Origin of the sequence: Saccharopolyspora gregorii, assembly GCF_024734405.1 — a bacterium.
GTDB classification, from domain to species: domain Bacteria; phylum Actinomycetota; class Actinomycetes; order Mycobacteriales; family Pseudonocardiaceae; genus Saccharopolyspora_C; species Saccharopolyspora_C gregorii.
The window spans coordinates 1,146,928-1,159,496 of the sequence record NZ_CP059556.1 but is presented as its reverse complement, the minus strand read 5'-3'; the positions used below and the strand labels follow the sequence as shown (position 1 = coordinate 1,159,496).

At 70.6% G+C, this 12,569-nt stretch carries 9 protein-coding genes and 1 tRNA gene; 4 read left to right on the top strand and 6 right to left on the bottom strand.

Going from position 1 to position 12,569, the window contains the following annotated elements; translation table 11 throughout:
• Positions 1-2: 2 nt before the first annotated feature.
• Complete coding sequence (gene thrB, locus H1226_RS04980) at positions 3-923, top strand: homoserine kinase (RefSeq protein ID WP_258349342.1); 921 nt, start codon at positions 3-5, stop codon at positions 921-923.
• An 855-nt stretch (positions 924-1,778) separates the two neighbouring features.
• Complete coding sequence (gene rho, locus H1226_RS04975; protein WP_224960377.1) at positions 1,779-3,752, top strand: transcription termination factor Rho; 1,974 nt, start codon at positions 1,779-1,781, stop codon at positions 3,750-3,752.
• Positions 3,753-4,044: 292 nt separating this feature from the next.
• Here the strand turns inward: rho and H1226_RS04970 are convergent, their stop codons facing one another.
• On the bottom strand, positions 4,045-4,965 hold the full coding sequence (locus H1226_RS04970; RefSeq protein ID WP_258347514.1) for a cation diffusion facilitator family transporter: 921 nt from the start codon (positions 4,963-4,965) through the stop codon (positions 4,045-4,047).
• 163 nt (positions 4,966-5,128) lie between these two features.
• Here H1226_RS04970 and H1226_RS04965 point away from each other — a divergent pair.
• Positions 5,129-5,201, top strand: a tRNA-Arg gene (locus H1226_RS04965).
• Between the two features lie 71 nt (positions 5,202-5,272).
• Here the strand turns inward: H1226_RS04965 and H1226_RS04960 are convergent.
• Positions 5,273-6,727 (bottom strand): SDR family oxidoreductase, encoded by a 1,455-nt coding sequence (locus H1226_RS04960; protein WP_258347512.1) that lies wholly within the window; start codon positions 6,725-6,727, stop codon positions 5,273-5,275.
• A 227-nt stretch (positions 6,728-6,954) separates the two neighbouring features.
• On the opposite strand from H1226_RS04960, the gene H1226_RS04955 reads away from it, so the two are divergent.
• Complete coding sequence (locus tag H1226_RS04955; protein ID WP_224960639.1) at positions 6,955-7,566, top strand: GNAT family N-acetyltransferase; 612 nt, start codon at positions 6,955-6,957, stop codon at positions 7,564-7,566.
• Positions 7,567-7,697: 131 nt separating this feature from the next.
• Here H1226_RS04955 and H1226_RS04950 read toward each other — a convergent pair whose 3' ends face one another.
• The 4 genes from H1226_RS04950 to H1226_RS04935 are packed head-to-tail and all read right to left on the bottom strand — an operon-like array spanning position 7,698 to position 12,542.
• Complete coding sequence (locus tag H1226_RS04950; protein WP_258347511.1) at positions 7,698-9,269, bottom strand: ABC transporter ATP-binding protein; 1,572 nt, start codon at positions 9,267-9,269, stop codon at positions 7,698-7,700.
• Positions 9,266-10,072: an ABC transporter permease gene (locus H1226_RS04945; RefSeq protein WP_224960637.1), complete on the bottom strand. Its 807-nt coding sequence runs from the start codon at positions 10,070-10,072 to the stop codon at positions 9,266-9,268. Before H1226_RS04945 ends, H1226_RS04950 begins: the two co-directional genes overlap by 4 nt.
• A complete protein-coding gene (locus H1226_RS04940; RefSeq protein ID WP_258347509.1) occupies positions 10,069-11,016 on the bottom strand; it encodes an ABC transporter permease in 948 nt (315 codons plus the stop codon). Before H1226_RS04940 ends, H1226_RS04945 begins: the two co-directional genes overlap by 4 nt.
• Complete coding sequence (locus tag H1226_RS04935; protein ID WP_258347508.1) at positions 11,013-12,542, bottom strand: ABC transporter substrate-binding protein; 1,530 nt, start codon at positions 12,540-12,542, stop codon at positions 11,013-11,015. Before H1226_RS04935 ends, H1226_RS04940 begins: the two co-directional genes overlap by 4 nt.
• Between the last annotated feature and the right edge of the window lie 27 nt (positions 12,543-12,569).

The following is a 12,569-nucleotide window of genomic DNA, read 5'->3' as shown; positions in this document are numbered from 1 at the left end:
GCCTGCGGGCCGGCGGTGGGGTGCGGGTCGTGGTGCCCGCCTCCACCGCCAACCTCGGCTCCGGGTTCGACGCGCTCGGCATGGCGCTCGCGCTGCACGACACCGTGCACGTGGCGGTGACCGGCGGCCCGCCCGGCAGCGCGGTGGTGACCGCCGAGGGCGAAGGCGCCGGATCGATCCCCACCGACCACGAGCACCTGGTCGTGCGGGTGCTGCACCGCACCTGGTCCGAGCTCGGCGTGCCCGCGCCTGCCGTCCGGTTGCGCTGCCGCAACGCCATCCCGCACTCGCGGGGGCTGGGTTCCTCGGCCGCGGCGATCGTCGCCGGGGTCGCGGCGGCCTACGAGCTCGCCGGTTTCCCGCTGCGCGAGACCAAGAACCTCGAACAGGCGCTGCACCTGGCCGCCGACTGCGAAGGCCACGGCGACAACGTCGCGGCCAGCCTGCTCGGCGGCGTGGTGATCGCCTGGCAGGAGGCGGACCGGTTCCGCGCCGCCTCGCTGCCCGCGCATCCGGACGTGCACCCGATCGCGCTGGTCGCGGGCGGCGAGTCCGCCACGCACACCACTCGCGGATTGCTGCCCGAGCGGGTTCCGCACGCGGACGCCGCGTTCGCCGCGGGCCGCGCCGCGCTCGCCGTGCACGCCCTCACGACCGATCCGTCGCTGCTGCTGGCCGCCACCGACGACCGGCTGCACCAGGACTACCGGGAATCGGCGTGGCCGAACACCATCGAGCTGGTGCGGCGGCTGCGCGCGGCAGGCGTGCCCGCCGCCGTGTCCGGCGCCGGACCGACGGTGCTGGCGCTGCCCGCGGGCGGTGAACTGCCCCGCACGGTGGACACCAGCGGGTTCACCGCGCTGCGCCTTCCGGTCGATCGGCGCGGCGTTCAGGTGATTTCGGAGCTGACGACGGCGGAATGACCGGCCCGGCCCGACCATTCCGCCGCGCGTGGTGGTACAAAGGACATGTCGGCAGGACGTCAGGACTGCACGGCAGGTGTTCCGAAACGGTGGATGCTCCGGCACCGCCGATTGCGCGAACACCGTGATCGAACGAGGGCGTGCCACGCCTGCGGAGGTTGTTGCACCTCGGTGGCGAGGCGTCTACCCTCAAGGTCAATCAGTCACCGCGCGCTCGGCGCCGGTGCCGCATCCGGAGCTTCGTTCTCCGGGGCACATTTCCCGCTGGTGAATCGACTCCACTCCACACGGGTGAAGATCAGGATCTGCGGGTTGCCGGACGCGGTGGCAGAGGCAGGAGTTGTCAACTCAATGGGGTTCGCGCGGGGCTGCCGACCTGTGGGTTCCGGCCGACGCCGCATGGGGGCCTGACCGCGATGGTCATGCTTTCGACGCGATCGACGCCGGATCGGCGCACCCCGGTGCCCGTCGTCCCGATTCCGCTCTGCGGCAGATCGGGCCGGACCGGAAATCACAGCGCTCCCCGTGAACGACGACATCTGAGTGAGGCGGCAGCAGGGCGTGCATCGGCGAGTGTGGATCGGAGTGGATGCGTCGCACGTGCACCGTGGTTCTGACACGCAGGAGCGTGGAAACCGCACCGCGCAACGGCATTCGGACGAGCACATGACCCGGGTACCTCCCACCGCCCGGTGCTGCTGGTCCCCCTGATCGCCGACGTCGATCGAGCCGCGCGTGCGTGTTGAACTCGACCGGCATCGGGCTGGTAGCACATCAAGGCCGTTCCGCTGACAACAGCGGGCGGGCAATCCGCTGGGTCGCGTAGGAGGCGCGGTCCGGTCAGGAAGGACATTCGTGAGCAACACCGAACTGTTGAGCAGCGAGACGACCAACGGCGTCTCCCAGGCTGGCCAGCAGGAGTCTGAGCAGCCGTCCGCGGGCGCCGAGACCAACGGCGCTCCGCGCCGCCGCGGCGGGCTGTCCGGCATGGTCCTCGCCGAGCTTCGACAACTCGCCGGGGAACTGGGGATCGACACCAGCGGCCTGCGCAAGGGCGACCTGATCGCGGCCATCAAGGAGCGGCAGGGCGGCGCCCCCGCCAAGCCCCGCGCGGCCGCCAAGCCTGCGCAGGAGGACGCCCCGGCGCAGGAGACCGCGCCGAGCCGCGGCAAGTCCCACCAGCCCGCGCTGGACGAGACCGACTCCGCTGCCCAGCAGCAGGACTCGGGCTCGGACTCCGGCAACAACGGCTCCGCGCCGAACCGCGGGCGCTCCCGGCGCCAGCAGCCCGCCGAGCAGGGCGGTGAGGACGAGGGCCGCCGCGGCAACCGCCGCCGTCGCTCCTCCAACCGCTCCGGCGGCAACCAGGACCAGGGCGACGAGCGCGGCCAGGACCGGGGCGACCGGCAGAACGACCGCGGCGACCGGGGCGACAACCGGGACCGCGACAAGGACAACAACCGGGGTGACCGGGGTGGCCAGGACCGGGGTGACCGCGGCGACCGGGGTGGCCAGGACCGGGGCGACCGGCAGAACTCCCGGCAGCAGCAGGACAAGCAGGACAACCGTCCGCAGGACGACTCCGACGAGGACGGCGGCCGCAGGCGCGGACGCCGCTTCCGGGACCGCAGGCGCAACCGCGGCCGCGCCGAAGGTGGCGGCAACGAGCCCGAGGTCCGCGAGGACGACGTCCTGCTGCCCGTCGCCGGCATCCTCGACGTGCTGGAGAACTACGCGTTCGTCCGCACCTCGGGCTACCTCGCCGGGCCGAACGACGTGTACGTGTCGCTGTCGCTGGTCCGCAAGTACGGGCTGCGCCGCGGTGACGCGATCAAGGGCGTCATCCGGCAGCCCCGGGACAACGAGCAGCAGCGGCAGAAGTTCAACCCGCTGGTCCGCGTCGACTCCATCAACGGCCTCGAACCGGAGGCGTCGAAGGGCCGCTCGGAGTTCCACAAGCTGACCCCGCTGTACCCGAACGAGCGACTGCGGCTGGAAACCGAACCGCAGAACCTCACCGGCCGGATCATCGACCTGGTGATGCCCGTCGGCAAGGGCCAGCGCGCGCTGATCGTCTCGCCGCCGAAGGCGGGCAAGACGATGGTGCTGCAGGCGATCGCCAACGCGATCACCACGAACAACCCGGAATGCCACCTCATGGTGGTGCTCGCCGACGAGCGCCCCGAAGAGGTCACCGACATGCAGCGCTCGGTCAAGGGCGAGGTCATCGCCTCCACCTTCGACCGCCCGCCGTCGGACCACACCACCGTCGCCGAGCTGTCCATCGAGCGGGCCAAGCGGCTCGTCGAGATGGGGCACGACGTGGTCGTGCTGCTCGACTCGATCACCCGCCTCGGCCGCGCCTACAACCTCGCGGCCCCCGCGTCCGGCCGGATCCTCTCCGGTGGTGTCGACTCGACCGCGCTGTACCCGCCGAAGCGGTTCCTCGGCGCGGCCCGCAACATCGAGAACGGCGGCTCGCTGACCATCTTCGCCACGGCGCTGGTGGAAACCGGATCCACGATGGACACGGTGATCTTCGAGGAGTTCAAGGGCACCGGCAACGCCGAGCTCAAGCTGGACCGCAAGCTCGCCGACAAGCGGCTGTTCCCCGCCGTCGACGTGGACGCCTCCAGCACCCGCAAGGACGAGATCCTGCTCGCACCCGACGAGCTCACCGTCACGCACAAGCTGCGCCGGGTGCTCGCCGCGCTGGACGCCCAGCAGTCGCTGGAACTCCTGCAGGAACGGCTGCGCAAGTCGCGCACCAACATCGAGTTCCTGATGCAGGTCGCCAAGAACGCCCCCGGTGGCAAGGACGACAACTGACGTCCGAACCACGCACGGATCGGCCCGCACCTCGCGAGGGGTGCGGGCCGGTTCGTTTTCACCTGGTGCGAGGAAGGGAACCTTCCTGTCACGCCGTTCCACGGGTCACGTCGGTGGTGCGAGGAAGGGAACCTTCCGGTCAGTCGAAGTCCGGGACCCGACTCCGGGCTCAGCTGTGCGCCCCGGCGTGGAAGGGAACCTTCCTGTCACCGGTGCGGTGAAGGGAACCTTCCGATCACCTCCGGCGCCCGCCTGGACCGCGGTCCGGGCGCAAGAACCTGCCGTCAGCCGATCACCAGGTGAGCGCTTGGCACCGCCGGGCGCACTCGGCCGGCTCGACCTGCAAGGTGGCGTGTTCGATCCGGTACTGCTCGGCGAGCAGCCGTTGCGCGGCGGTCAGGACGTCCCCGTGGTCGGCCCCGGCCGGAATCGTGAGGTGCGCCGAGGCGACCTCCATGCCGGAGGTCAACGTCCACACGTGCAGGTCGTGCACCTCCTTCACCGCCGGCAGCGCGGCGAGGTCGCGGTGCATCGCGTGCACGTCGACGCCTTCGGGCGCCTGCTGCACCAGGATCCGCAGCGCCTGCCCGGCGAGCTTCCAGGTGCGGGGCAGCACGAACAGCCCGACGGCGACGGCGACGATGGGGTCGACCAGGTACCAGCCGAAGGCCCAGGCGAGCGCGCCGCCGAGCAGCACGCCGACCGAGCCGATGGTGTCGGCGAGCACTTCCAGGTAGGCACCGCGCAGGTTGATGCTCTCCCCCGCGCCTTCGCGCAGCAGCAGGAACGCGACCACGTTCGCGGCGAGTCCGGCCGCCGCCGTGATCATCATGGGCAGCCCGGCGACCTCCGGCGGATCCTGGAACCGCCCGACGGCCTCGACGAGGATGTAGCCGGCGACCGCGAACAGCAGCACCGCGTTGGCGAGGGCGGCGAGCACCTCGATGCGGTACCAGCCGAAGGTCCGCTTCGCCGAGGCCGGGCGGCGCGCGGCGGTGATCGCGGCGAGCGCCATCCCCACGCCCAGCACGTCGGTCAACATGTGCCCGGCGTCCGAGAGCAGGGCGAGCGAGGACGTCAGGTACCCGACGACCGCTTCCAGCACGAAGAACGCCAGCAACACCCCGAACGCCATCGCCAGGCGCCGCGAGTACCGCCCGGAAGCGCTCGCGGGCGATGCGGTCCCGTGCCCATGGCCGTGCCCGTGGCCCATCACGAACCTCCCCTTCTCCTACCGCCACCATGATATATAGCGAGATGCGCATGAATGCAATGGAGGGTCCACGCACTGGACGCGACCGTCCGCCCACGAACCTTCACCCCCTTCCGGTCCGCGCCGGAGCGTGCGCTAAGCTGACCTACGTCAACAACAGCAAGCCCTCGTAGCTCAGCGGATAGAGCACTGCCCTCCGGAGGCAGGTGTCGCAGGTTCGAGTCCTGCCGAGGGCGCCCGACGAAAATGGACGAGCAGTCGATGCTCGTCCTTTTTCGCGTTCTGAAGCGGAATTGCCTGCCGGGTCTTACTTCTCGGCCGCGACGCGGAGCACGTTGCGCACCATCCCGCCGAAAACCACGCCGTGGAACGGCGCGACCAGCCACCAGTAGAGGTGACCGGCCAATCCGCGCGGGACGAACACCGCGCGCTGGCGGTAGTGCGAACCACCCGTGCCGTCCGGCTCCACGGTGAACTCCAGCCACGCCCGCCCCGGCAACCGCATCTCCGCGCGCAGCCGCAGCAACCTGCCCTCCACCAGCTCTTCCACCCGCCACCAGTCGAGCGCCTCGCCGACGCGCAACCGCTGCGCGTCCCGGCGCCCGCGCCGCAAACCGACTCCGCCGGAGAGCTTGTCCAGGGCACCGCGCACCGCCCACAGCAGCGACGAGGAGTACCAGCCGTGCTCCCCGCCCACGCCTTCGACCACGCGCCACAGCCGTTCCGGCGCCACCTGGCTGCTGCCTTCGCGGACGTCCGCGTACACGGTCCCGCCGGACCAGGCCGGGTCCGAGGGCAACGGATCCGAGGGGGCGTCCGACGGCGCCGCATCCGACCAGCGGGTCTCCACTTCGGCGTTCCGGACCTTGCGCAACGCCAGCTCCACCGAGCGGTCGTAGCCGGTTAGGCCGCCCTCCGGCCGCGGCACCAGTTCGTCGATGTCGTCCTCGGAGCAGACCGCCTCGTGGATCAGCGATTCGATCAGCGGCCGGCCCACGCTCTTCGGCACCGGCGTCACCACGTTGATCCACTGGGCGCTCAGCCACGGCGTCAGGACGCCCACCGACAGCATCCGCCGCGGCGGCAGACCCGCCACGACCGCGTAGCGGCGCATCATCTCGCCGTAGGTCAGCACGTCCGGGCCACCCACGTCGAACGTCCGGTTGATCGAACTCGGCAGCCGGGACACCTCGACCAGGTAGTGCACGACGTCACGCACCGCGATCGGCTGCACCCGGTTGGCCACCCAGCGGGGGGTCACCATCACCGGGAGCCGCTCGGTCAGGTGCCGCAGCATCTCGAAGCTCGCCGAACCCGAACCGATGATCACCGCGGCTTGCAGGACCACCGTTGGAACCCCGCTGCGCAGCAGGATCTCGCCGACCTCCGCTCGCGAGGCCATGTGCTCGGACAACTGCTCCCCCGCCGGATGCACCCCGCCGAGGTACACGATCCGCTGAACCGACGTCTCCCGCGCCGCCTGCCCCATCAGCAGCGCCGCACGCCGGTCCCGGGCCGCGAAACCCGACTCGGCCATCGCGTGCACGAGGTAGTAGACGACCTCGACACCGTCGCAGGCGGCCGTCACGTCCCCCTCGCGCAGCAGGTCGCCGCGGACCACCTCCACCTGGTCCCGCCAGGGCACGTCGCGCAGCTTCTCCGGATTCCGGACCAGGCAGCGGACCTGCCGTCCGTCCTCGAGCAGCCGGGGGACCAACCTGCCGCCGACGTACCCGCTCGCTCCCGTCACCAGACACACCATGGGCGAAGCGTGCGGCTCGCCCACCGCCCCCGCACTCCGACAGGCCGGTGCGATGAAGGGAACCTTCCTGCCACCGGTGGCAGGAAGGTTCCCTTCATCCGATGATCATTGCGGCCTTTGCGCCACACCCCGGACTTATTGAAAATGAGAGTCATTGTATTGTGGCCGCGGCGCACCGGGAGTCGCGTTCGCTCGCGACTCAGGCGCGAGAGCCCGATGGAGAGCACATGGATCACCAGGAAGAGCACCGGATCGGCGAGTACGCGGTGCGCCGCGCCCGCCCGGAGGACGTCGAAGGCGCGCGCCGGGTCATGCTCGACACGTTCTACAAGGAGTTCGGCCACGGCTACCACGCCCGCTGGCACTCCGACGTCGTGGACATCGAGGGCGCGTACCTGAAGAACCCGCGGCACGCGCTGTTCGTCGCGGTGCGCGACGGCGAGGTCGCCGCGACCACGGCGATCCGCTCCGGCGGCCCGCGCTGTCCCCCGCACCCCGAGTGGCTCGCGGCCCGGTACGGGGACGGCAGCACCGCGCAGCTGTTCCGGGTGTACGTGGACCGGCAGCACCGCCGCAACGGCCTGGCGAGCGCGCTGGTGTCGATGGCGTGCGACTTCGTCGCCGACACGCCCGAATATTCGACGATCTACCTGCACACGAATCCGGCGATCGAGGGTGCGGCGCCGTTCTGGCGCAGCGCCGCGACGGAGATCTACGACGCCCGGGAGGACTCCCGGTACAGCCCGAGCGTCCACTTCGAGATCCCGATCCCGGGCCGGTCCTCCGCCCGCCCAGGGGAAGCCGCCTTCGCGTTCCCGGACGTCGATTACGCCGGGTGATCTCGGCTGCGAGATCGTGTGGCCCCGTTCCTACCCGCTCGAGCGATGCGAACGCGCGTTCGACGGGGAAGCATGGAGGCATGTCCCCCTCCAAGCACCTCCCCGCTCGGCGACACCGCGAACTTCCCGGCCTAGGCCTGGCTGATCCGGCTCGTCGCGGCCTCGACCAGCGCGCTCGTCATCGGATGTCGTGGCGCACGCAGCACTTCCGAAGCAGCACCCTGCTCGACGATGCACCCACCGTCGACGATCATGACGTGCTCGGCGAGATCGGCCACGACCCCGAGGTCATGGGTGATCAGCACCAAGGCGCACTCCGCGGTCCGCTGCAGCTCCTTGAGCAGGACGAGCAGCTCGGCCTGGGTGACGGTGTCGAGCCCGGAGGTGATCTCGTCACAGATCAGCACCCGCGGTTCGGCAAGCAGTGCGCGCACCAGGGCAGCGCGTTGCAACTCACCCCCGGAGAGGGAATCGGGCCGCCGTGCGGTGATCTCCGCGTCGAGCCCGACGCGTTCGAACCACTCCGCCGCCCGTCGCCGCGCCTGCTGCCGGTCGACCCCGCGGAGCCGTTCGGCGGTCCGCGCTACCTGGTCGAGCACGGGCGCGAACTCGTTGAACGAAGCGCGCGCGTCCTGGAAGACGTACTGGACGTCGGCCAGCTGCTCCCTGCTGCGCCCGCTCAGGCGCGCGGCCAGCGGTATTCCGTCGAGCACGATCGTCCCTCGCCGCGGCGGGTGCAGTCCGGCGAGGCACCGGGCCAGCGTCGTCTTGCCGCTGCCGGAGCGGCCGACCACGGCGATCCGCCTGCCCCGGCCGACGTCCAGCGACATCCCGTGCAGCGTCTCGACCTTCCTGCCCCGGCCCCGGTGACCGGCGACCAGGTCGTTCGCGGCGAGAACCGGCGGTTCGCGGTCGTCCTCGGCAGGTGCCAGTGGCGCTCTGGTGTCGGGCTGGGATTCGACGAGCAGCCGCGTGTAGGCGTGCTCCGGGGAGCCGAGCACCGCCGCGGCCGGGCCCGATTCGACGACGGCTCCGCCACGCATGACCAGCACCCGGTGCGCCAACTGCCGCACCACGTCGAGGTCGTGGGTGAGCAGCAGCACAGCGATGCCCTGGTCCGCGAGACCGCGCAGCTCTTCGACGATCTGGGCGCGGGTCAACGCGTCCTGCCCGGTCGTCGGTTCGTCCGCGATCACCACGGCCGGATCGCAGACCAGCGCTTGGGCCAGCACGATCCGCTGCTGCTGTCCCCCGGAGAGCTGGTGCGGGTAGCGGTCGAGCAGCGCCTGCCCGTCGGGGAGCTGCGCCCGGCGCAGCGCAGTGGTGACCCGGGCCCGCACCAGTTCCTTGCGCTCGGAGCGCGCGACCGGCCCCAGGTGGCGGCGAGCGATCTCCCGCAAGACCGAACCGACCCGCCGCACCGGGTTCAACGCGGCCGCGGGGTGCTGCGGGATGTATCCGAGGTGCCCCGCCGCCGGCGGCCGACCCGGACCGACCGGGTGCCCGGCCACGGTGACCTCACCGTCGACGCGCGCCCCGGCCGGGTGTTCACCGAGCAGGGCGAGCCCGGTCGTGGTCTTGCCGCTGCCGGATTCACCGACGAGCGCGGTCACCTCACCCGCTGCCATCGCGAACGAGACATCGGACACCAGGGGCCGGGAATCGAGCGAGACGTTCAGCCCGCCGACCTCGACGACGTTCACGCGCGCACCTCTCGCCGTTTCCTGCGCAGCAGCTGGTCGAAAGCCAAGTTCACACCTACCGACAATGCCACGATCAGCAACGCGGGCAGCACGACAGCCCACGGCTGCAGGAACAGGCCCGTGCGGTTGCGGTCCACCATGGCCGCCCAATCGCTGGCCTGCGGCGACACCCCCACACCCAGGAAGCTCGCCGAGGCGACGAGGTAGATCGCTCCGGTGAACCTGGTGCCCGAGTCCGCGGCCAGCGTGCGCGCCATCGCGCGCACCACGTAGCCGAGTCCGATGCGAACGCGGCTCTCCCCCTGCATGCGCATGGCCTCCACGGCCGGACGTGCGGAGAGCGAGAGCGTCGAAGCCCTGGAAATTCTGATGACGTCCGGAAGGTTGATGACGGTGACGATCGCGACCAGCACCCAGCCGACGTTCGGTGCGGCGGAGGCCAGCAACAGCAGCAGGAGCATCGAAGGGATGGCGAGCAGGACGTCCAGCGGCCGCATCACCACCTCGTCGACGAACCTGGCCCGGTTCATCCCGACTGCCACGCCGATCGGCACGGCCACGGCGTACGTGCACACCGTGGCGGCCACGGCGACCAGCACCACCGAACGACCGCCGAGCAGGACTTCGTTCCACACGTCCCGGCCGACGAAGTCGGTGCCGAACAGGTGGCCGGCCCCGCTGCTGAACGCGACGTCCTTTGCCACCGCCCCCGAAGCGAACAGCGGGCCGAACACGGCCAGCAGCAGCGGCACGGCGATCAGGATGCCGGGAACCAGCACCCCGGGCCTGAGCAGGCTTCTCATCGGTCGTCCTCCGCGGCAGGAGCCAGGATCCGGGCGACGATGTCCGCCACCAGGTTCACCAGGACCGTCACGACGGCCAGCACCAAGGACAACCCTTGCACCACCGGCAGGTCGCGCGCGGACACGGCATCGATCAACGTGGTGCCCAGTCCTGGGACCACGAAGATCGCCTCCACGACGATGACGCCGCCGATGAGCCAGTCCGTCGTGCGGGCGAGTTGCTGCATCGCGGGCACGACCGCGTTCGGCAGCGCGTGCGCGAACTGCACCCGCAGCGGCGCGAGCCCGGCTCGGCGCGCCTGCCGGACGTACCCGGACCGCAACGCGTCGATCATGCCGGCGCGGACCAGCCTGCTCAGCGAGCAGATCGGGCGCAGCAGCAGCACCAGCACCGGCAGCACCAAAACCGCCGGGCGGCTCAGCAGCCCGCCGCCGCCCACGGCGGTCGGCGGCAACCAGCCGAGCTGAACGGCGAACACGGTGACCAGCAGGATCCCCATGGCGAATTCCGGCACCGAGTACAGACCGAGCGTGGTGGAGGTGATGAGGCGGTCGGTGAGCCGGCCTTCCCGGTTCGCCGCCAGCACGCCGAGTCCGAGCGACACCGGCACGATCAACGCCAAGGTGAGCGCCGCCAGCAACAAGGTGGGGCCCACGGAAGAGCCGATGATGTCCAGCACCGAACGCGGACCCACCAAGGACCGGCCGAAATCTCCTTGCGACGCCGCGAGCATCCAGCCACCGAGGCGTTCCCACACCGGCGCGTTCAACCCGAGCTGCTCCCGCAGCAACGCGATGACCGCCGGGTCCGGATCGTCCCCGGCGATGGTGACGGCCGCGTCACCGGGCAATGCCTCGGTCAAGAAGAACACGACGACCATGACCAGGAAGACCTGCACGAACCCCAGCAGCACTCGCCGGGCGATGTAGCCCGGAATGCTCACCCCAGCCACACCTTGTCGAAACGCGCCCAATCCAGGGTGTTCGCGGGGGCGCCGTCATCGATGCCGCCGACCCTGTTCGCCGACGCCACGATCCAATCCGACACGCCCCACCACAGGAAGCCGCCCTCTTCGAAGAGCGTGCGCTGCATCTCCCGGTAGAGCCCGGCGCGCGCGTTCTCGTCCGAAGTGGACTGCGCCTGCTGGTAGAGCGCGTCGAACTCGGGACGCTGCCACTTGGTGTTGTTCGTCGTCGAGCTCGACAGCAGCCGCTGCGAGAGGTGCGACTCGATCGGCATCGCGCCGGACCGGTAGCTGACGATGGACCCCTGCTCGCCGATGTCCGACCAGTAGGTGTCCTTGTTCCCCAAGGTCACGTCGATCGTGACGCCCGCGAGCTTCGCCTGGTCGGCGAACGCCAGCGCCGCTTCCCGCAAGCCGGGAGAGGCTTCGGAGGTGAGCAGCTCGACCCGCAGGTTCTCCGCGTCCGCACGGCGCAGCAGCTCTTTCGCCTTCGCCAGGTCCTGCCGCCGCTGCGGGAGCTCAGCGTCGTAGTACTGGTAGTTCTTGCCGAACAGGTCATTGGCCACCTCGCCCGAGCCCTGCAGCACCGAACGGACCAGTTCTTCGCGGTCGACCAAGTGGAAGAACGCCTGCCGGACCTCCAGTCGATCGAACGGGGGCCGGTCCACCTTCATCGCCAGCGAGTGGAAATTGCTCAGCGGTAACCGGTGGATGTTGATCTGCCCCGCCGCCTCGTGGCTGCGGGCGGTGGTGGCGGTCAGGTCGTGCGCGTAGTCCGCTTGATCACCCAGCAGCGCGTTCACCCGGGCCGCTTCGTCGTTGCTCACCAGGATTTCGAGCTCGTCGAGCAGCGGCGCGCCCTCCCAGTAGTTCGGATTGCGGGCGACGAGGAAGCTGCGCCCCGGTTCGAACGAGGTGAACCGGAACGGGCCCGAACCGACGGGGCGCTCGAAGTTCTCCGCGCCCTCCGGAACGATGTAGGCGCCCAAGGTGGCGAGCGCGTTCGGGAACTCGGCGTACGGCCGCTTCAACCGGAACTCAACGGTGCGGTCGTCGATCGCGCGGCTGCCCTGCAGGTCGATCACGGACAGACTCGCCTTAGCCCGTCGAGTGCTGTCCGGACGCAGGATGCGCGCGTAGCTCGCCAGCACATCAGCGGCGCGCACCGGCCGTCCGTCGTGGAACGTGGCCTCGCGCAGCGGTACCCGCCACGTCCGCAGGTCCGGACTCGACTCCCACCGCTCGGCCAGCCGGGGTTGCGGGGACATGTCGGAGCCGTAGTCGGCGAGCTTGTCGAACAGCGCCTTGGCGCGGGCCACCTCGGCGTAGAGGTTCGTGGCGTGCGGGTCCAGCACCTCGTCGGCTCCGCCGCCGGGGAACACCGCCCGCAACCGGCCGCCCGGCTTCGGCGGGCCCGCGGTCGAACCGGAGCCACCCGCCGCGCAACCCGACATTCCCACGAATGCGGCCGCTGCGGTGAACCCCAGGAAACCCCGCCTGGTCACCGCCCCGCCGGTGGAAGAGCCAGCAGC

Bases quoted from the DNA above. Each gene is read 5' to 3' on its own strand.
- H1226_RS04970 (WP_258347514.1), bottom strand. From the start codon at position 4,965: ATGGGCCACGGGCACGGCCATGGGCACGGGACCGCATCGCCCGCGAGC.
- H1226_RS04955 (WP_224960639.1), top strand. From the start codon at position 6,955: ATGGATCACCAGGAAGAGCACCGGATCGGCGAGTACGCGGTGCGCCGC.
- H1226_RS04945 (WP_224960637.1), bottom strand. From the start codon at position 10,072: ATGAGAAGCCTGCTCAGGCCCGGGGTGCTGGTTCCCGGCATCCTGATC.
- H1226_RS04960 (WP_258347512.1), bottom strand. From the start codon at position 6,727: ATGGTGTGTCTGGTGACGGGAGCGAGCGGGTACGTCGGCGGCAGGTTG.